Annotated in this window: 17 protein-coding genes and 1 pseudogene; 10 read left to right on the top strand and 8 right to left on the bottom strand. The window is 63.1% G+C overall.

Annotated features, from left to right (window positions below; translation table 11 throughout):
- Positions 1-10 precede the first annotated feature (10 nt).
- The 3 genes from AC1RMD_RS02485 to AC1RMD_RS02495 are packed head-to-tail and all read left to right on the top strand — an operon-like array spanning position 11 to position 2,437.
- Complete coding sequence (locus AC1RMD_RS02485) at positions 11-910, top strand: N-acetylglucosamine kinase (protein ID WP_492923317.1); 900 nt, start codon at positions 11-13, stop codon at positions 908-910.
- 22 nt (positions 911-932) lie between these two features.
- Positions 933-1,808, top strand: a complete 876-nt coding sequence (locus tag AC1RMD_RS02490; protein ID WP_492923565.1) for an N-acetylmuramoyl-L-alanine amidase — start codon at positions 933-935, stop codon at positions 1,806-1,808.
- Positions 1,809-1,825: 17 nt separating this feature from the next.
- A complete protein-coding gene (locus tag AC1RMD_RS02495) occupies positions 1,826-2,437 on the top strand; it encodes a M15 family metallopeptidase (RefSeq protein ID WP_492923319.1) in 612 nt (203 codons plus the stop codon).
- 206 nt (positions 2,438-2,643) lie between these two features.
- Here AC1RMD_RS02495 and AC1RMD_RS02500 read toward each other — a convergent pair whose 3' ends face one another.
- Together AC1RMD_RS02500 and AC1RMD_RS02505 are read right to left on the bottom strand one after the other, a co-directional pair.
- Complete coding sequence (locus tag AC1RMD_RS02500) at positions 2,644-4,236, bottom strand: anti-phage dCTP deaminase (protein ID WP_492923321.1); 1,593 nt, start codon at positions 4,234-4,236, stop codon at positions 2,644-2,646.
- Between the two features lie 158 nt (positions 4,237-4,394).
- Positions 4,395-5,372 carry an aldo/keto reductase gene (locus AC1RMD_RS02505; protein ID WP_492923323.1) on the bottom strand — a complete coding sequence of 326 codons (978 nt, stop codon included), beginning with the start codon at positions 5,370-5,372 and terminating at the stop codon, positions 4,395-4,397.
- 83 nt (positions 5,373-5,455) lie between these two features.
- Between AC1RMD_RS02505 and AC1RMD_RS02510 the strand changes: the two genes are divergently transcribed.
- A complete protein-coding gene (locus AC1RMD_RS02510; protein ID WP_492923325.1) occupies positions 5,456-6,382 on the top strand; it encodes a LysR family transcriptional regulator in 927 nt (308 codons plus the stop codon).
- Here the strand turns inward: AC1RMD_RS02510 and AC1RMD_RS02515 are convergent, their stop codons facing one another.
- From AC1RMD_RS02515 to AC1RMD_RS02530, 4 genes and pseudogenes are all read right to left on the bottom strand, one after another.
- Positions 6,383-6,871, bottom strand: coding sequence for a hypothetical protein (locus AC1RMD_RS02515; RefSeq protein WP_492923567.1), 489 nt, complete (start codon positions 6,869-6,871; stop codon positions 6,383-6,385). It abuts the gene before it with no gap.
- 35 nt (positions 6,872-6,906) lie between these two features.
- A pseudogene (locus tag AC1RMD_RS02520) lies at positions 6,907-7,206 on the bottom strand (DUF3037 domain-containing protein); the annotation flags it as partial.
- An 89-nt stretch (positions 7,207-7,295) separates the two neighbouring features.
- Positions 7,296-8,840 (bottom strand): D-alanyl-D-alanine carboxypeptidase/D-alanyl-D-alanine-endopeptidase, encoded by a 1,545-nt coding sequence (locus AC1RMD_RS02525; RefSeq protein ID WP_492923327.1) that lies wholly within the window; start codon positions 8,838-8,840, stop codon positions 7,296-7,298.
- 11 nt (positions 8,841-8,851) lie between these two features.
- Positions 8,852-10,090, bottom strand: coding sequence for a nucleoside recognition domain-containing protein (locus AC1RMD_RS02530; RefSeq protein ID WP_492923329.1), 1,239 nt, complete (start codon positions 10,088-10,090; stop codon positions 8,852-8,854).
- A gap of 108 nt (positions 10,091-10,198) precedes the next feature.
- Between AC1RMD_RS02530 and AC1RMD_RS02535 the strand changes: the two genes are divergently transcribed.
- The 6 genes from AC1RMD_RS02535 (at position 10,199) to arsH (ending at position 16,024) form a co-directional block, all read left to right on the top strand.
- Positions 10,199-11,923 carry an ABC transporter substrate-binding protein gene (locus AC1RMD_RS02535; protein ID WP_492923331.1) on the top strand — a complete coding sequence of 575 codons (1,725 nt, stop codon included), beginning with the start codon at positions 10,199-10,201 and terminating at the stop codon, positions 11,921-11,923.
- Positions 11,924-11,943: 20 nt separating this feature from the next.
- On the top strand, positions 11,944-12,861 hold the full coding sequence (locus tag AC1RMD_RS02540; protein WP_492923333.1) for a YihY/virulence factor BrkB family protein: 918 nt from the start codon (positions 11,944-11,946) through the stop codon (positions 12,859-12,861).
- Positions 12,862-13,233: 372 nt separating this feature from the next.
- Positions 13,234-13,548: an ArsR/SmtB family transcription factor gene (locus AC1RMD_RS02545; RefSeq protein ID WP_492923335.1), complete on the top strand. Its 315-nt coding sequence runs from the start codon at positions 13,234-13,236 to the stop codon at positions 13,546-13,548.
- Positions 13,545-14,027, top strand: a complete 483-nt coding sequence (locus tag AC1RMD_RS02550; RefSeq protein WP_492923337.1) for an arsenate reductase ArsC — start codon at positions 13,545-13,547, stop codon at positions 14,025-14,027. Before AC1RMD_RS02545 ends, AC1RMD_RS02550 begins: the two co-directional genes overlap by 4 nt.
- A complete protein-coding gene (locus AC1RMD_RS02555; RefSeq protein ID WP_492923339.1) occupies positions 14,027-15,307 on the top strand; it encodes an arsenic transporter in 1,281 nt (426 codons plus the stop codon). Before AC1RMD_RS02550 ends, AC1RMD_RS02555 begins: the two co-directional genes overlap by 1 nt.
- 12 nt (positions 15,308-15,319) lie before the next feature.
- The gene (arsH, locus tag AC1RMD_RS02560) at positions 15,320-16,024 is read left to right on the top strand and encodes an arsenical resistance protein ArsH (RefSeq protein ID WP_492923341.1); all 705 of its coding nucleotides are present in this window, start codon (positions 15,320-15,322) and stop codon (positions 16,022-16,024) included.
- Positions 16,025-16,119: 95 nt separating this feature from the next.
- Here arsH and AC1RMD_RS02565 read toward each other — a convergent pair whose 3' ends face one another.
- Complete coding sequence (locus AC1RMD_RS02565; RefSeq protein ID WP_492923343.1) at positions 16,120-17,247, bottom strand: acyl-CoA dehydrogenase family protein; 1,128 nt, start codon at positions 17,245-17,247, stop codon at positions 16,120-16,122.
- Positions 17,248-17,271: 24 nt separating this feature from the next.
- Positions 17,272-17,940: an SDR family oxidoreductase gene (locus AC1RMD_RS02570; RefSeq protein ID WP_492923345.1), complete on the bottom strand. Its 669-nt coding sequence runs from the start codon at positions 17,938-17,940 to the stop codon at positions 17,272-17,274.
- Between the last annotated feature and the right edge of the window lie 2 nt (positions 17,941-17,942).

The raw sequence follows: 17,942 nt of genomic DNA on the forward strand, positions 1-17,942 counted from the left end.
GGAGCGAAACATGGGCGAGCTGGGACTGGGCATCGACGCGGGCGGCACGCAAACCCGCTGGGCATTGGCCGACGCGGCAGGTGCGATCGTGGCCGAAGGCGCGGTGGCCGGCATGTCCGCCACGCAGATGGGCAACACCGCCGGCCGCGATGCGGTGCGCGGCATCTTCTCGATGCTGGCGACGCAGGTGCTGGCGGTGGGCAAGCCGTACGGCGTGTGCGCCGGCCTGACCGGCTTTGACGGCATGGCCACGCTGCCCGCGCAATGGCTGGCGGAACTGCTGCAAGTCGCGCCGCCGGCGGTCATGCTGCGCAACGACGTGGAGATCGCCTACCTCGACAGCTTCGCGCCCGGCGAAGGCTACCTGGTCTACGCCGGCACCGGCTCCATCGCCGCCTGGATCGCCGAGGACGGCGAGTTCCACCGCGCCGGCGGACGCGGCGTCACGTTGGACGACGGCGGCGGCGGCTTCTGGATCGCGCGCGAAGCGATGCGCCACATCTGGCGGCTGGAGGACGAGCAACCCGACGCGTGGCGGCGATCGCCGATGGCGCGCGCGGTGTTCGAGCAGGTCGGCGGCAGCGACTGGGCCTTGTCGCGCCAGTTCATCTACGGCCAGGACCGGGGCGCCATCGGCCGCCTGGCCTTGGCCGTGGCCGCCAGCGCCGATGCCGATCCGGTGGCGCGCGCCATTCTCGAACGGGCCGGCCAGGAGTTGGCGCGCATCGCGCTGGCGCTGGTGGGCCGCTACGGTCCGCGGCCGCTGGTGCTGAGCGGCCGGGCCGCCATGCTGCATCCGCTGATCGCGCAGGCGATGCGCGCGGCGCTGCCGCCGGAACTGTCGCTGCGGCAAAAAGAAGCGCAGTCGCACCACGCTGCGGCCCGCATTGCTCTACACTCACGGAATTGAACCGCTGCCGAGAACGCCAATGATGAAGATCCTTCCGCTTGCCGCCCTGTCCACCGCCGTCGCCCTGCTGGCCGGTTGCGCCACCGCACCGCCCGCCGGACCGCGCCTCGATACCACGCTGAGCGCGCGCAGCCAGAGCGACCGCGTCAAGTACATCATCATCCACTACACGGTCAGCGACCTGCCGCGTTCGATCAAGATCCTGACCCAGCAGGAAGTCAGCGCGCACTACCTGCTGACCGATACGGAGCAGCCCTTCTTCTACACGCTGGTGGACGAGTCGCGCCAGGCCAACCACGCCGGCCTGAGCAGCTGGAAGATCTACAACCAGCTCAACTCGGCGTCGATCGGCATCGAGATCGTCAATCCGGGCTTTGTCGAAACGCCGCAGGGCCGCGTGTACGCGCCGTTCCCGCAGGCGCAGATCGACCAGCTGATTTTGCTGTTGAAGCAGATCGTCGCGCGCCACGACATCAAGCCGGAAAACATCCTCGGCCACAACGATATCGCGCCGCAGCGCAAGCAGGATCCCGGTCCGATGTTCCCGTGGAAGCAGCTGGCCGACGCCGGCCTGGTCGCGTGGCCGGAAGCGAGCCGCGTGGCGGCGCGCCTGCCGGGCTTCCAGCAGCAGTTGCCGGATATCGCATGGTTCCAGCGCAAGCTGGCCCAGCACGGCTACGCGGTGCCGCAGACGGGCGAGCTGGACCTGGCCACCAGCAATGTGCTGGTGGTGTTCCAGTCCAAGTATCGCCAGTCGCTGTATGACGGCGTGCCGGATGCGGAATCGGCCGCCATCCTCGATGTGCTGACCAGCCCGCTGCCGGTCATGCAGATGGCGATCCCGCCGACCGTGATGCCGCCGCCGCAACCGGCGCCAGGCACGGTGCCGACCGAATAATCCGTTGGGAGCGCCGCATGGCTTTCACCATCACCTGTGAAGAAATTGCCGGCCATCCCGATTTCCGGCGCCTCGACAGCCTGGATGGCATCGCCGTCGAGCTGCGCTACGCCACGCCGGACAATTTTGTCGGCCGCGATTTGTACTCGCCGCTCGATTGCGCCTGGCTGCACAACAACGCGGCGGCGGCGCTGGAGAAGGTGGTCGCATGGCTGGCCGAACGGCGGCCAGATTGCAAGGTGCTGGTGTTGGACGCGCTGCGTCCGCAGCGCGTGCAGGAGCAGCTGTGGCTGGCGCTGCAAGGCACGGAGCTGCTGGGCTACATCGCCGATCCCGCGCGCGGCTCGATCCATTCCTTCGGCATGGCGCTGGACCTGACCTTGCTCGACGCGCAAGGCCGCGAGCTGGACATGGGCACCGGCTTCGATGACTTGTCCGAACGCTCGCACCCCGCGCTGGAGGCCAAGCTGCTGGCGCGCGGCGAGTTGACCGCGCAACAGATCGCCAACCGCCAGCTGCTGCGCGACGCCATGTTCCAGGCCGGCTGGGTCGGCATCAACAGCGAATGGTGGCACTTCGATTGCGGCGACCGCGTGCAGGTGCGCCGCGACTATATCCGCGTACTTTGACAGCTACGGGCCTGTATCATCAACCAATATGGCTGATTGACTCAATTATTTGTGCGTAAAGCCGCGCCGTATTGTTTTGTATGGCGGAAGATCTTGCATCAGGGAAGCGGTACACGGCAGCCGACGGCGTAGCAGGAAGTTCCTTAGTGGCAAACGCGTGCGCGACTGTTGCTTTATCAACAACTGACTGTGTCGCTGGTTCCAGATCAAGACTCAGTTGTTCCTGGGAGCGGTGATAGTCCGTCATGTTGTGGTCCCCTTTCAGCGAGGAGGTTTTTTTCGAGCAGGGATTTTACGACAAGTCCCTCTAGAGCGGGGAGTGCCTCCATGCTTTTTTCAAGACGCGGAGTCGACTCCTTCAAAGCCATTGTAATCAGTTTTCCATCTTTTTTGCGCGAATTTGGCGGAACGCGGAACAGCGCCAAATACTGGGAGGGCGCCACGCCGTCGTACGCCAGTATCCGTACTTTGTCCTTGTCAACTTCCTGCTCGGAGATCGCGTCTCCATGCAGCTTGATCGCCAGGCTTTTACGATATGGTTCGATGTAGTAGACCTCGCTGATCCCTGCGGCGACGATGTGACGCGCACAAGAATGGCAAGGATAAGTAGTGACGAATAATTTACCTCCTTCGATTCTCATGCCCGAGGTTTTCCCGGCATTCAAAATGGCGTGCATTTCTGCGTGGATTGCCCGAGAAAATTCAATCAGGCCCTTTAATTTGCTGGCCCCTCTGAGTATGGTCTTGGCGCGGTCAAGATGTTCGGGCGCGATCACTTCAGCGAGGGCATCGACCATCTCCTGCGCCAGCTTGTCCTTTTCCGCATCGTTGAAGCACTTGCCGCCGGAAATATTCCAGCAGCGGTGATCGTGATCGCTTCGGCCGTAGAGCCCCCCGCCGGTGGCAGGCACGTCGTTCCATCCAATGCTGAGAATGTCGCCGTCGTGATCGGTAACGGACGCGCCGACTTGTCTGGACAGGCACGCTGAATTGGCGCTCGCCATTGCGGCAGAGTACATGGCGGTTTCTGCAAAGGTCGGTGTGATGACTTTTGTGCCCAGCACCAAGTGAAGAAACCTTTCTACTCTGGCCTTCAGTTCGGAATCCGTGCCGTCACCGGTGCGCAGGAAGAAATCGCAATTCGGGAAGGTATCGCTCACGGTCTGCCCCGCCTCCGACTCCTCGCCAGAGTCGCGGTCTACCAAGGTGTAAATCTGCGCAGTACCGAGGCCAAACTCCTTCAAGTTTGCTTCACGGGTTTGTAGTGGAGCGAAGACTCCTACTACGTACAGCATGTCGCGATAAACCAGGCGTAGAAGTGCCAGCTCTTCCTTGTTCTTGATGGAGTCAATTATATGAACTACCCTTCTGGGCGCGTACTTAGTGCTCTCGGTGGCGGTTTTCTGCTGCTCGCGATCGAGTCGAATTTTATGAATTGCCAGCTCGGCGAGGATACCGTTTCCGTACTTTTCTCTCAGTTTATTGCCAGCCTCTATGAGAGCATTGATTCGCTGAAATCCATGAGGGGAGGGTATCGCGAGGCTTACCCCCGCAGCGTGATCGACGATGAAGTCGCTCAGTTTCAAGTAGGTGCACTCGGTGTAGCCGAACGAATCTAACAGCATGGTTCGTACGGCTTCACCCACGTCGTGCAGAGGGGATCCTATCGGGCCGCACAGGGCGATTACCAGCTCTTCGGTATGAGTCGAGGTAATCATCGCTGTGGTACTAGTGCCCGTACTGAACAAGCTACTGGTCGAAGTCGCGGGCTTTATAGTTTTTAATGCATTGGCGGCCATAGGCACCTCGTCACTTCTGTGACTGTCGGTTCGACTAGGAACTACAGGTATTAATTTTCATAATACAATCATCAATTGTTAATTGGTTAAATTTTGCTTGATATATGTCAGTGCTATAACGATTACTGTGTGCATCCGGCCCCGGATGTAACTAAATTTCAGCGATCCACCATCGCCATGCGTTCCTTGCTGTAACGCAGGCCGGACACCTGTTTCAGCGCGTTATTCAGCACCGCCATCTCGGTTTCATCCAGAGTGATCTCCGCCGCCGCCACGTTCTGCTCCAGGAAGGTACGACGGCGCGTGCCGGGGATGGTCACGATATCGTCGCCCCGGTGCATGGCCCAGGCCAGCGCGATCTGTCCCGGCGTGACCAGTCGATGATCGGCCAGCTCGCGCACGATGGCGGCCGCTTCCATGTTGCGGTCGAAGTTCTCGCCCTGCAGACGCGGATCCAGATGGCGGAAGTCGCTGGGCGGATACTCTTCCGCGCGCTTGGCGGTGCCGGCCAGGAAACCCCGTCCCAGCGGGCTGAACGCCACCAGGCCGATGCCCAGTTCGCGCAGCGCCGGCAGCACGTCGGCTTCCAGGTTGCGCTCCCACAGCGAATACTCGCTTTGCAGCACGCTGATCGGATGCACCGCATGGGCGCGGCGGATGTTGGCCACGCCCGCCTCGGACAGGCCCAGGTAGCGCACCTTGCCCTCGCGGACCAGGTCGGCCATTACGCCCACCACGTCCTCGATCGGCACCAGCGGATCGATGCGGTGCTGGTACAGCAGGTCGATGTAGTCGGTGTTCAGGCGGCGCAGCGAGCCCTCGACCCGTTCGCGGATATGGGCCGGATCGCTGGTCACGCCGACGGTCTTGCCGTCGCGGATGTCGAAGCCGAACTTGGTGGCGAGGATGACCTCGCTGCGGCGGCCGGTGAAGGCGCGGCCCAGCAGCGCCTCATTGTCGTAGGGGCCGTACTGCTCGGCCGTGTCGAAGAAGTTGACGCCCAGTTCCAGCGCCCGGTGCAGCGTGGCGACCGCCTCGGTCTGGTCGGCCGGCCCGTAGGTATTGCTCATGCCCATGCAGCCCAAACCCTGCGCCGATACCGTCAGACCCTGGCTGCCTAAAGTGCGTTGTTTCATGATGAATCCTGCGTGTTGTGGTGCTTTTAGTATCGACGCTGCACAAAAAATACACAATCCGCTTACAATGCAAAGCATTGTTGATGCAGCTGCAACGGTGGAGCGATGCGATGGAAATGTTGAAGGAAATGGCCATCTTTGCACAGGTGGTCGATAGCGGTGGTTTCTCGGCGGCGGCGCGGCAGCTGGAACTGACCACGTCGGCGGTCAGCCGCCACGTGTCGCGGCTGGAGGCGCACATGGGCGGACGGCTGTTGCATCGGACCACGCGCTCGCTGTCGCTGACCGAGCTGGGCCAGCAGGTGCACGCGGCCTGCGTGCGCATGGTGAGCACGGCGCGCGAGGTGCATGCGCTGGCTGGCAGCTATAGCGCGCGGCCGAACGGCACCATCCGCGTCAGCGCGCCCATCGTGCTGGGACAGGTGTGGCTGGCTCCCAAGCTGCCCGGCTTCCTGGCGCGCTATCCGGAGGTCAATGTCGAGCTGCAGCTGATGGACCGCAAGATCGATTTGATCGAGGAAGGCATGGACCTGGCGATCCGCATCGCGACCGAACTGGCGCCGGGACTGGCGGCGCGCACGCTGGGGCCGGTGAGCTATGTGCTGGTGGCGTCGCAGCAGTATCTGGACGCGCATGGCGAGCCGCAATCGCCGCAGGAGCTGCCGGCGCATCAGTGCAGCTACCTGGGCTACGCGCGCTTCGGCGATGCGTGGAGCTTGCGGCGCGGCAGCGAGACGGCCAGTATCAACGTGCCGTCGCGGCTGACGATCAACAACAGCGCGGCCCTGATGGCGGTGGTGGAGGCGGGCGGCGGCATCGGCCTGGTGCCGGACTTCACGGCGCGCCCGGCGCTGGCGCAGCAGCGGGTACGGCAGGTGCTGCCCGAGTGGATTTTCGACGAGCCGTATGCCGGCACGGTGCACGCGGTCTACATGCCTGGCCCGCACCTGGCGTTGAAGGTGCGGGCGTTTATCGACTATCTGGTGGAGGAAGGATTGCCGGGGACGTGATTACCGGGAGCGGGCAAACGCCAAGATCGGCGCAACGTTGTCGTGGCCAACCACGATCACGTTCTTTGCTTTCAACTCAGCGACAATCTCCCTTTGGGCGCGGCCGCGCGGCGTAGGCTCGTTGGCCTCGGGCCCTTTGACGGCAAAGAGGACTTGAGGTGGTAACAAATCGCGCTTTTTCAGCGAATCAATACGGTAGAGCCATTGGCCGCCGTGGTCGATGATTTTCGCGGCGTCAGTGTAATTGAGGTTGAGTGGCTTGATGATTTTTTCAGGATGCTCTTCCGGCCCTGCCACGAAAGGAAAATGCGCGTGATATTCCTCGTTGCCTATGCGCGCCGCATGGAACTTGTTTTGGAGCCCGGCATCACGCAGCCATCCGCTGACATCGCGTTCCAGCAGCTTTTCCTGATATTCCTTGTTCGCGAAGTTGTGCCCGACATAGTAGTCATAGAGCTCCTGCAATTTCGACGTGCAGTCCTTGGCCAAGACCAGGCGTGGTTCGCTAAAGCGTAACTGGTCTCACGGGGCTTAATCAGCTCTGTCCAAATGCGCAGCAGAGCTTCTTTGTCGTAGCTGCCAGTCTGGTTCAATATCAAATCGAGCCGTTTCATTTCTTCGTTCAGATCGCCGATCGAAGCTTTGAAAACCCTGGGGTCGAGCCCTTCAAAGAAATTGGTAACGCGAGCATATCGATTGAGCAAAAGCTTAAACCCAAAGAAGCGTATGCCAGGTGCCAGCATCACCAAGCCGACATTGGCAAACTCCCCCGTCTCGATGAACGGGGTAAAGCGAACAATGGCGTAATGACAGGCGATATTCATGTTGGTGGTAACTGCCAGAAGATAAGCACATCTTGCAATTTTCGCCGCTGCGCGATGTTCAATTCATTCTACGCGGATTTCAGCCAAGCTTATCTGGAGCGGGCCACCCAGTCGATCACGCCGTCCAGCACGGTGCGGCCGGCGCCGTTGGCGACGTGCTCGTCGTTCAGGATGGCGACCACGATGCAGGGCTGGTTGTTGGCGTCGGTGACGTAGCCGGCGATGGCGATCACGCTTTTCAGACTGCCGGTCTTGATGCGGGCGCGCAGTGCGGCCGGGCTGTCCTTGAGGCGCTTGCGCATGGTGCCGTCGGTGGCGGCGATCGGCAGGCTGGACAGGAACTCGGGCATCCACAGGCTTTTCAGGCCGGCTTGCAGCACGCCGGCCAGTTGCGCCGGCGTGGCGCGCTCGGTGCGCGACAGGCCGGAGCCGTTGTCGAAGACCAGGCCGTTGGCGTCGATGCGCTGGTTGTGCAGCCAGCCGCGGATCGCGGTTTCGGCGCGCATCGGCGTGCTGGCCTGGCTGCCGTCGGGCGCGATCGGGCGGCTGCCCAGCACGGGATCGGCTTGCAGGCTGCCCAGCATCAGGAAGACTGTGCGGGCCAGCGTGTTGTCCGAGAATTTGTTGATGTCGCGTAGCATTTCCGGCAGCGGACGGGAGACGTGTTCGGCCAGCAGGCGTGTGGCCGGGGCCGCGGTCGGCGTTGGCGCGTCGGCAGACGTGGTCTCGGACGCTGCGTCGCTCGCGGTGGCCGGGGTGGTCACGTTGGCGGTTGGCGTGGCCGCTGGCACGCCGGCCTCGCGCACCTCGCCGACGATGCTGCCGCCCAGCTTGCGCCAGGTGGCGCGCAACAGGCGCTCCAGATAGTCGTGATGGTCCAGCACATCGACGCTGGTCGACTTGATGCAATTCTTGGGGTAGCTGCCGTGCAGCACCACCTCGATCCTGTCGCCGCGGCGCGCAATGTCCGGCGAACGCCAGCCCTGCTCCCACGACGCGCACGGCGCATCGCTGAGCTTCATGTCCGAGCGGATGCTGACCTTGTCCATCTCCGGCATCATCACCAGGCCGACCTTGTTGCCGGTCGAGCGCATTTCCACTTTCAGCAGATTGGTGTTGGTCAGCAGCGCATCGGGGATCACGTTGTAGTAGGCCCACGGGAATTCGTCGAACGGCGGCTGGCCCACGTCCGGCCGCGCCGGCTGGAACAGTTGACGGTCCAGGATCACGTCGCCCTTGATCTTGCGGATGCCCTGGTTGCGCAGCGCTTGCAGCATGTGCAGCAGCACGTCCTCGTTGAGGTCGACATCGCCACCGCCACGCAGGATCAAGTCGCCTTGCAGCACGCCGTTGACCAGCTCGGCGCTGGTGCGGAACTCGGTGCGGCCACGGAAGGCCGGCCCCAACTGCTCCAGCGCCGTCATCGTGGTGAACAGCTTCATGGTGGAGGCCGGCTGCATGCTCTGCTGCGCGTTGTGCGAAACCAGCATCGTATCGCCTCGCATCACAACGATGCCGGCGCCTTCCAGCGGAATTTGCGCCGCTTGCAGCAGGGCGCTGATCGGTTCCGGCAGGTCGGCGGCGTGGGCGATGCTGGTAGCAAGCAGCGCGGCGAGGATGAGGCGACGGAACATGGCGACCTTGTTCAATGGAAGAAGATGTAGGAGACGAAGATGGCGGCGATGACGCCGGCCAGGTCGGCGATCAGGCCGCAGGAAATCGCGTAGCGCGTCTTGCGTATGCCTACCGAGCCGAAATACAGCGCGACGATGTAGAAGGTGGTGTCGGCCGAGCCGTTGAACACGCAGGCCAGGCGGCCGACAAACGAATCCACGCCGTAGGTGCGCATGGTGTCGATCATCATGGCCTTGGCGGCGCTGCCGCTGAGCGGCTTCATCAGCGCGGTCGGCAGCGACGGCACGAAATCGGTGTTGATGCCCAGGTGGCCGAACAGCCAGCTGAAGCCGTCCACCACATAGGCGAACACGCCGGCGTTGCGGATCACGCTGATCGCCACCAGCATGCCGACCAGGTAGGGAATCACGGTGATCGAGGTCTGGATGCCGCCCTTGGCGCCTTCGATAAAGGCCTCGTAGACGTTGACCTTGCGCCGCAGCGCGCCGATGATGAAGCCGCCGATCACCACCATCAGCACCAGGTTGCTGAAGACCTTGGAGAACAGTTCGATCTCGATCTTGGTCAGGTAGTGGGTGAAGTAAAAGACCATGCCGGCGATGGCGGCCGTCATGCCGCCCAGCCAGCTCAGCACCACGCCGTTGAACAGATTGATGCGCTGGCGGATGGCGACGGCGATGATGCCGGTCACGGTCGCGACGTAGGTCGCGATCATGCAGGGAATGAAGATGTCGGACGGATCGGCCGCGCCCAGGATCGAGCGCTGCGCCATGATCGCCAGCGGGATCAAGGTCAGGCCGGAGGTGTGCAGCACCAGGAACATGATCTGGGCGTCGGTCGGCTCGTCCTTGCTGGGGTTGAGGGTTTGCAGGCTTTCCATGGCCTTCAGGCCGAACGGCGTGGCGGCGTTGTCCAGGCCCAGCAGGTTGGCCGAGAAGTTCATCACCATGTGGCCGGTGGCCGGATGGTTCTTTGGCACGCCGGGAAAGATGCGCGAGAAGAACGGCGCGATCAGCCGCGCCAGCAGGTCGATGGCGCCGGCTTTTTCGCCGATGTTCATGATGCCCAGCCACAGCGTCATCACGCCGGCCAGCGGCAGCGCGATGTCCATCACGCCGGCCCTGGCGGAGTCGAAGGTGCCGTCGATGATGCGCTTGAAGATTTCGGTGTCGCCCGTCAGGAGGAACTGCGCCAGTGCGGCCGCAAAGCCGACCAGGAAGAAGCCGGACCAGATGTAATTGAGCGACATATCTAGAAATTTTCCTGAAAGCAGTGGGCGATTTGCAAAGTATAGCGGGTAAGCCTGCCAAAAAAGTTATAAGCTGCCGCTTTACGTATGCGATGTGGAATGGACCTGATGCCCAAAAGTTATGCCGCAGCCCTGCTGGCGCTGGCGTTATCCTCTGGCCTCGCCGCTGCCGAGCCGCCTGCCGCGGCAGCGCCCAAGGTCCTGCACGCCTTTCTCAGCACCGGCGAAACCGGCCTCGATCCGGCGGTGGCGTCCGATATCGCCAGCCTCAGCCTGCTGGAAAACCTGTTCGATCCGCTGCTGCGCTACGACTACCTGGCCCGCCCCGTCAAACTGCAAGCCAACACGCTGAGCGCCATGCCGACCGTCGACGACAACGGCCTGAGCTACACCTTCCATCTGCGCCAGGACATCTACTTCACGCCCGATCCGGCCTTCAAGGGCGTGCATCGCCAAGTGACCGCGCAGGACTACGTCTACAGCCTGAAGCGCCTGTACGATCCGACGCTGAAATCGCCGTGGCTGTTTCTGTTGGAAGGCAAGATCGCCGGCGACGAAGCGCTGAAGACCAGGTTCAGCTACGACAGCAACATCGCCGGCCTGCAAGCGCTGGACAAGTTCACCCTGCGCATCAAACTCAACGCGGCCGATCCCAATTTCCTGTTCTACCTGGCGACGCCGTCCACCGGCGTGGTCGCGCGCGAGGTGATGCAGGCCTACGGCGCGCAAGCCGGCAACCATCCAATCGGCACCGGCCCCTTCATGATGGGCCGCTGGAAGCACAGCGACCAGATCACGCTGCTGGCCAACCGCGACTTCCGGCCGACGATGTTCCAGGGCCGGCGCCTGCCGCTGCTGGACCAGGTCGACATCAAGATCGTCGAGGAATACCAGTCGCGCGTGCTCGGTTTCCTGAACGGCGAATTCGATTTCCTCGAACAACTGCCGGAATCGATGAAGGACATGGTGCTGACCGACGACGCCAAGCCGACCCTGAAACCGGCGCTGGCCAGGCAGGGCATGGTGCTGTCGCCCTTCCCCGTGCTGCAAACGTACTACATGTGGATGAACATGGACGATCCGCTGATCGGCGGCTACGGCAAGGAGAAGCTGGCCTTGCGGCGCGCCATCGCGCTGGGCTACAACAGCGGCGAGGATGTGGCGTTGATGAAGAAGGGCCTGGCGCTGCCGGCCGCCACGCCGCTGCCGCCGAACGTGCTGGGCTACGATCCGGCCTACCGCAGCCCGGTCGCCTACGATCCGGCGCTGGCCAACGCGCTGCTGGAACGCTACGGCTACCGCAAGGGCGCCGACGGCTTCCGCACCCGGCCCGACGGCAAGCCGCTGACCTTGGTGATGCACAGCGAATCGTCCACCGTCGGCCGCCTGCGCGACGAGCTGTGGCGCAAGAACCTGAACGCCATCGGCCTGAAGGTGACCTTCAAGAGCGACAAGAAAACCGAGATCATCAAGGCTTCGCGCCTGGGCTCGGTGATGATGTTTGAAACCAACTGGGTCGCCGACTTTCCCGACGGCGAGAACTTCTACCAGCTGCTGTACGGGCCCAACAGCGGCCGCGCCAACTATTCGCGCTTCAACCTGCCCGCCTACAACCAGCGCTACGAGCAGAGCCGCAGCATGGGCGACTCGCCGCAGCGCACCGCGCTGTACGATGAAATGGCGCAGTTGATCCACGCCTACACGCCGTGGGTGTTGCTGACGCACCCGATTTCCGCCGACCTGCAGCAGCCTTGGCTGAAGCATTACCAGCGTCATCCGGTGGAACTGACCAACTGGCGCTATCTGGACGTAGGCGCACATAACTCGCGCTGATCCATGCGTACAATGGTCGCATGAGACTATTTAACCGCAGGGCGCTGCTGCACGTCAGCGCGCACCCGATGGACTTCCTGGTGCAATGCCTGAAGGGCTTTCGCGCCAACCAAGGCTTGCTGCTGGCGGGGGCGGTCGCCTACTACTCCTTGTTGTCGATCGTGCCGCTGGTGATGCTGGTGGTGGTGGCGCTGTCGCATTTCATCGCGCAGGACGAATTGCTGGCGACATTGGGCCGCTACCTGAACTGGCTGGTGCCGGGACAAGCCAGGCCCATCGTGACCGAGGTCGGACATTTCCTCGATCACCGCGACTTGATGGGCGGCGTGCTGGTGGTCAGCATGATTTTCTTCAGCTCGCTGGCGTTCACGGTGCTGGAGAACGCCATGTGCGTCATCTTCAAGCACCGGGTCGAGATACGGCGCCGGCATTTCATGATCTCGGCGATCATGCCCTACTGCTACATCCTGTCGCTGGGCGTCGGCATGCTGCTGGTGACTCTGGTGGCGGGCAGCTTGCAGGTGATGGGCGAGGAAAGCGTGCAATTCCTCGGCTACAGCTGGTCGCTGCACGGCATTTCCGGCGTGCTGCTTTACCTGCTGGGCCTGGGCGGCGAGGTGCTGGTGCTGACGTCGATCTACCTGGTGATGCCGGTGGGCCGGCTGTCGCTGTCGCACGCGCTGATCGGCGGCGTGACGGCGGCGCTGCTGTGGGAACTGGCGCGCCACATCCTGGTTTGGTATTTTTCAACCTTGTCGCAGGTGAACGTGGTGTACGGCTCGATGACCACCGCCATCATCGTCATGTTCAGCCTGGAAATCGGCGCTACCTTGCTGCTGTTCGGCGCCCAGGTCATTTCCGAATTCGAGCGGGTCGGCCGCCACCGCACGCTGAGGGAACCGACGCCGATGACCACCCAAGCTACAGAAGTAAAATAATTTGTGCGCCGCACAAATATCTGTGTTACACTACGTTCGTGGTTGAGGTTGTAGGGGAGGAATCCCGGAGAACAGTCCCACGTCCAAGAGGAGCGCCGCAGTTCGATATGTGTAAGACCGAACCGCAGTTGACGCAAGCCCTGGAGTTGTAATTCCGAATACGATGGTCGATTTACACGTTGGGGGCACCACGCAGATAGCATGGGCGCCCGAGACTCTGGAGTCACTTTGCAGATAGCACTGGACACCGGCATACGATTAAAGCATTGGTAATACATTGGAACAAAGCCCGCTGAGATGCGGGCTTTTTTTTATAGACGATTCATTTCAATATTATTTGAAATATCGAATCGTTTACGCTAGCATGGGCGCATGGATACTAAACAAGCTCTGGCGGCCCTGTCGTCGCTGGCCCAGGATAGCCGGTTGGCCGTGTTCCGCCTGCTGGTGCAGGTGGGGCCGGAAGGCATGGCGGCCAGCAAAATCGCCGAACGGCTCGAGATTTCGCCGTCGTCGCTGTCCTTCCACTTGAAGGAGCTGAGCCATGCCGGCATGGTCGGCTCGCGCCAGGATGGCCGCTTCGTTATCTATACGGCCGATGTGGGCGCAATGAACGGCCTGATCGGATTCCTGACCGAAAACTGCTGCGGCGGCCTGCCCTGCGGCGTCAATGAGTGCTCCCCATGAATGTTCTGTTTCTCTGTACCGGTAATTCCTGCCGCTCGGTGTTGAGCGAAGGTGTCTTCAATCATCTGGCGCCCGAGGGCTGGCGCGCGCTCAGCGCCGGCAGCCAGCCGGCGGGTGCCTTGCATCCGCGCGCGGTGGCGCTGCTGACCCGCAAGGGGATTTCCACCGAGGGCTATTACAGCAAATCGTGGAATGATTTGCCGGTGACGCCGGATATCGTCATCACCGTCTGCGGCAGCGCGGCCGGCGAGACCTGCCCTGCCTATCTGGGCCAGGTGCTGCGCGCGCATTGGGGCGTGGACGATCCCAGCCATGTGGTCGGCACCGAGGAAGAAATCGAGACCGCGTTCGAACTGGCTTACCGCATCATCCGCGCCCGCATCGAAGCCTTCCTGGCATTGCCGCTGGCGCAGCTGGCGGCGGACCAGGCTGCATTCAAGCTGGAGCTGGACCGCATCGGCGGCCTGAGCGTGGCCTGATGCTGGTCGCCTTCCTGATCTTCCTGGCGACGCTGACCCTCGTCATCTGGCAGCCGCGCGGCCTGGGCATAGGCTGGAGCGCGGTGGCCGGGGCCTGCGTGGCGCTGCTGGCCGGCGTGATCCATGTCGCCGATATCCCCGTGGTGTGGCACATCGTATGGAACGCCACCGGCACCTTCGTGGCGATCATCATCATCAGCCTGTTGCTGGACAAGGCCGGCTTCTTCGAATGGGCCGCGCTGCACGTGGCGCGCTGGGGGCGCGGCAGCGGCAAGCTGCTGTTTGCGATGTTCGTGCTGCTGGGCGCTGCGGTGTCGGCGCTATTCGCCAATGACGGCGCGGCGCTGATCCTCACGCCCATCGTCATCGCCATGCTGCGCGAGCTGAAATTCTCCGGCAAGGCCATGCTGGCGTTCGTGATGGCGGCCGGCTTCGTCGCCGACACGGCCAGCTTGCCGCTGGTGGTGTCCAACCTGGTCAACATCGTGTCGGCGGATTACTTCAACGTCAGCTTCGCCCGTTATGCGGCGGTGATGGTGCCGGTGAACTTTGTCGCCGTGGCGGCCACGCTGGCGGTGCTGCTGTGGTTCTTCCGCCGCGACATTCCGGCGGACTACGATCTGGCGCAGGTCAAGCGGCCCGAAGACGCGATCCACGACCGCGCGACCTTCGTGACCGGCTGGTGGGTGCTGGGTTTGTTGTTGATCGGCTTCTTCTGGCTGGAAGATCTGGGCGTGCCGATCAGCGCCACTTCCGCCGTCGGCGCGGCCATGCTGTTGCTGGTGGCGGCGCGCGGCCATCGCATCTCGACGCGCGAGGTGATCGGCAATGCGCCGTGGCAGATCGTGGTGTTCTCGCTGGGCATGTACCTGGTGGTGTACGGCCTGCGCAACGCCGGCCTGACCGACTACCTGACGGCGGCGCTCAACGCCTGCGCGCAGCATGGTGTGTGGGGCGCGGCGCTGGGTACCGGCTTCATCACGGCGATCCTGTCGTCGATCATGAACAACCTGCCGACGGTGCTGATCGGCGCGTTGTCGATCGATGCGTCCAGTGCGCAGGGCGTGGTGCGCGAGGCCATGGTCTACGCCAATGTGATCGGCAGCGACCTGGGACCGAAGATCACGCCGATCGGCAGCCTGGCCACGCTGCTGTGGCTGCACGTGTTGGAAAACAAGGGCATCAAGATTTCGTGGGGCTACTACTTCCGCGTCGGCATCTGCCTGACCTTGCCGGTGCTGCTGGTCACGCTGGCGGCGCTGGCTGTGCGTTTGAACTGAGAGGGGAAAAATATGGATCTGCCCAACATCAATCCGGCGCTGCTGGAGACGCCGACCCTGGAGCAGCTGGCGCCGGTCGGCAACTTCGATCATCCGCCGCGCATCCTGATGCTGTATGGCTCGCTGCGCGAGCGCTCGTTCAGCCGCTTCCTGACCGAGGAGGCGGCGCGCATCCTTGAGCACTTCGGCGCCGAGGTGAAAATTTTCGATCCGACCGAGTTGCCGATGGCGGGCAGCGTTTCGGAAGACCATCCCAAGGTGCAGGAGTTGCGCGCCTTGTCGTTGTGGTCCGAAGGCCAGGTTTGGTGCAGCCCGGAGCGGCACGGCGCCATCACGGCGGTGATGAAGAACCAGATCGACTGGATACCGCTGGAGCAAGGCGCGCTGCGTCCCAGCCAGGGACGCACGCTGGCCGTGATGCAGGTATGCGGCGGATCGCAATCGTTCAACGTGGTCAACACGCTGCGACTGCTGGGGCGCTGGATGCGCATGTTCACCATCCCCAACCAGTCGTCGGTGCCGATGGCGTACAAGGAATTCGACGACGCCGGTCGCATGCGTCCTTCCGGCTACTATGAGCGGGTGGTGGACGTGATGGAGGAGCTGTACAAGATGACCTTGCTCCTGCGCGGCCGCACCGACTACCTGACCGACCGCTACAGCGAACGCAACGAGCGTTCGGTGAAGGCGATCAACCGACAACTGGGGAAGATTTAACATGGGGGTCAAGTCTGACATTCGGACACGAGCTCTGCCGTAAGCGTCGCTTACGGCAGAGCTCGTGTCCGAATGTCAGACTTGACCCCGGGCTTTTACAGCGCGCGGGCGATCAGCAGTTTCTGGATGTCGCTGGTGCCTTCGTAGATCTGGCACACGCGCACGTCGCGGTAGATGCGCTCCACCGGGAAGTCCGACACGTAGCCGTAGCCGCCGTGTACCTGGATGGCGTCGGAGCAGACTTTCTCCGCCATTTCGGACGCGAACAGCTTGGCCATCGCCGCTTCCTTCAGGCACGGCAAGCCGGCGTCCTTCATCGAGGCCGCATGGCGGATCAGCTGGCGCGCCGCTTCGATCTGCGTCGCCATGTCCGATAGCCGGAACTGCACCGCCTGGTGTTCGAAGATCGGCTTGCCGAAGCTTTCGCGCTCGCGTGCATAGGCCAGCGCCGCTTCATACGCGGCGCGCGCCATCCCCACCGCCTGCGAGGCGATGCCGATGCGGCCGCCCTCCAGGCCGGACAAGGCGATCTTGTAGCCCTGGCCTTCTTCGCCGATCAGGTTCTCCGCCGGGATGCGGCAGTTCTCGAACAGGATCTGCGCCGTGTCCGACGAGTGCTGGCCCATCTTCTGCTCCAGCCCCGCCACGATGTAGCCCTGCGCCGAGGTCGGCACCCAGAACGCGCTGATGCCCTTCTTGCCGGCCGCCTTGTCGGTGACCGCCATGACGATCGCCACGTCCGCGTACTTGCCGCTGGTGATGAACTGCTTGACGCCGTTGATCACATACTCGTCGCCATCGCGCGTGGCGGTGGTGCGCAGGGCGGCGGCGTCGCTGCCGGTGTGCGGTTCGGTCAGGCAGAAGGCGCCCAGCATCTCGCCCTGTGCCAGCGGACGCAGCCACTGTTCTTTTTGCTTGTCGTTGGCGTACATCATCGCGATGCTGCACACCGGGCAGTTGTTGACGGAGATGATGGTGGAGGTGCCGCCATCGCCCGCCGCGATCTCTTCCAATACCAGCGCGAGCGACACGTAGTCCATGCCGGCGCCGCCCAGCGCCTCCGGCACCGCGACGCCGAACGCGCCCAGCGCGGCCAGCTCCTTCAACTCCTCTTTCGGGAAGTGGTGCTCCTTGTCCCAGCGGGCGGCGTTGGGCGCCAGGCGCTCCCGCGCAAACGTGCGCAGGGCGTCGCGTATCATTTCGTGTTCTTCGCTCAGTATCATATTGTCTCGTTTATCGTTATTGAATCACCAGCCGATGCTTGTGCCATCGTAGTTGCGATACACCGCCTGCTCGGACGCGGGTAGCGCCGCCAGCGTTGCGCGTATGCCTGCCGCGCTTTGTTCCACCGGGAGATCGGCGTCGCCGCCTCCCATGTCGGTGCGCACCCAGCCCGGATGCAGGGCGACGCAGGTGGCGCCCTGCTTGCCGAAGCTGAGCGCCGTGTCGATCAGCACCGAATTGAGCGCCGCCTTGCTGGCCCGGTACAGCGAGCCGGTGGGATTGGCACGCTCGCTGAGCGAACCCATCTTCGACGACAGCACCGCCAGCTTGCCGCGCGTCGCGCACACCATCGGCGCGACGATCGGCAGCAGCCGCATCGCCGCCAGCACGTTGGTGTGCATCACCGTGTCGAAGTCCGTCTGCAGCGGGAAGCCGTCGTGGCGCGGGCCGTACACGCCGGCGTTGAGGATGGCCACGTTGAGCTCCTCGCCGTCCAGCTTCCAGCCCAGGCCCGCCACGGCTTCGACGTTGGTCACGTCCAGCCCGTGGGCCTCGGCGCCCATCGCGGCCAGCGCGTCGATGTCTTCCGCCTTGCGCGCGGTGGCGATCACGCGCCAGCCGTCGGCCAGGTACTGGCGCACCAGTTCCAGGCCGATGCCGCGCGAGGCGCCGATGATCAGTGCCGTCGCCATCC

Source organism: Duganella sp. GW822-FHT06D06 (assembly GCF_058799615.1).

Excerpts from the sequence above, each read along its gene's own strand:
- AC1RMD_RS02550 (WP_492923337.1), top strand. The coding sequence starts at position 13,545 with ATGAATGTTCTGTTTCTCTGTACCGGTAATTCCTGCCGCTCGGTGTTG.
- AC1RMD_RS02555 (WP_492923339.1), top strand. The coding sequence starts at position 14,027 with ATGCTGGTCGCCTTCCTGATCTTCCTGGCGACGCTGACCCTCGTCATC.
- AC1RMD_RS02500 (WP_492923321.1), bottom strand. The coding sequence starts at position 4,236 with ATGGCCGCCAATGCATTAAAAACTATAAAGCCCGCGACTTCGACCAGT.
- AC1RMD_RS02485 (WP_492923317.1), top strand. The coding sequence starts at position 11 with ATGGGCGAGCTGGGACTGGGCATCGACGCGGGCGGCACGCAAACCCGC.
- AC1RMD_RS02525 (WP_492923327.1), bottom strand. The coding sequence starts at position 8,840 with ATGTTCCGTCGCCTCATCCTCGCCGCGCTGCTTGCTACCAGCATCGCC.
- AC1RMD_RS02545 (WP_492923335.1), top strand. The coding sequence starts at position 13,234 with ATGGATACTAAACAAGCTCTGGCGGCCCTGTCGTCGCTGGCCCAGGAT.
- AC1RMD_RS02535 (WP_492923331.1), top strand. The coding sequence starts at position 10,199 with ATGCCCAAAAGTTATGCCGCAGCCCTGCTGGCGCTGGCGTTATCCTCT.
- AC1RMD_RS02510 (WP_492923325.1), top strand. The coding sequence starts at position 5,456 with ATGCAGCTGCAACGGTGGAGCGATGCGATGGAAATGTTGAAGGAAATG.
- AC1RMD_RS02540 (WP_492923333.1), top strand. The coding sequence starts at position 11,944 with ATGAGACTATTTAACCGCAGGGCGCTGCTGCACGTCAGCGCGCACCCG.
- AC1RMD_RS02565 (WP_492923343.1), bottom strand. The coding sequence starts at position 17,247 with ATGATACTGAGCGAAGAACACGAAATGATACGCGACGCCCTGCGCACG.
- AC1RMD_RS02530 (WP_492923329.1), bottom strand. The coding sequence starts at position 10,090 with ATGTCGCTCAATTACATCTGGTCCGGCTTCTTCCTGGTCGGCTTTGCG.
- AC1RMD_RS02490 (WP_492923565.1), top strand. The coding sequence starts at position 933 with ATGAAGATCCTTCCGCTTGCCGCCCTGTCCACCGCCGTCGCCCTGCTG.
- AC1RMD_RS02570 (WP_492923345.1), bottom strand. The coding sequence starts at position 17,940 with ATGGCGACGGCACTGATCATCGGCGCCTCGCGCGGCATCGGCCTGGAA.
- AC1RMD_RS02505 (WP_492923323.1), bottom strand. The coding sequence starts at position 5,372 with ATGAAACAACGCACTTTAGGCAGCCAGGGTCTGACGGTATCGGCGCAG.
- AC1RMD_RS02495 (WP_492923319.1), top strand. The coding sequence starts at position 1,826 with ATGGCTTTCACCATCACCTGTGAAGAAATTGCCGGCCATCCCGATTTC.
- arsH (WP_492923341.1), top strand. The coding sequence starts at position 15,320 with ATGGATCTGCCCAACATCAATCCGGCGCTGCTGGAGACGCCGACCCTG.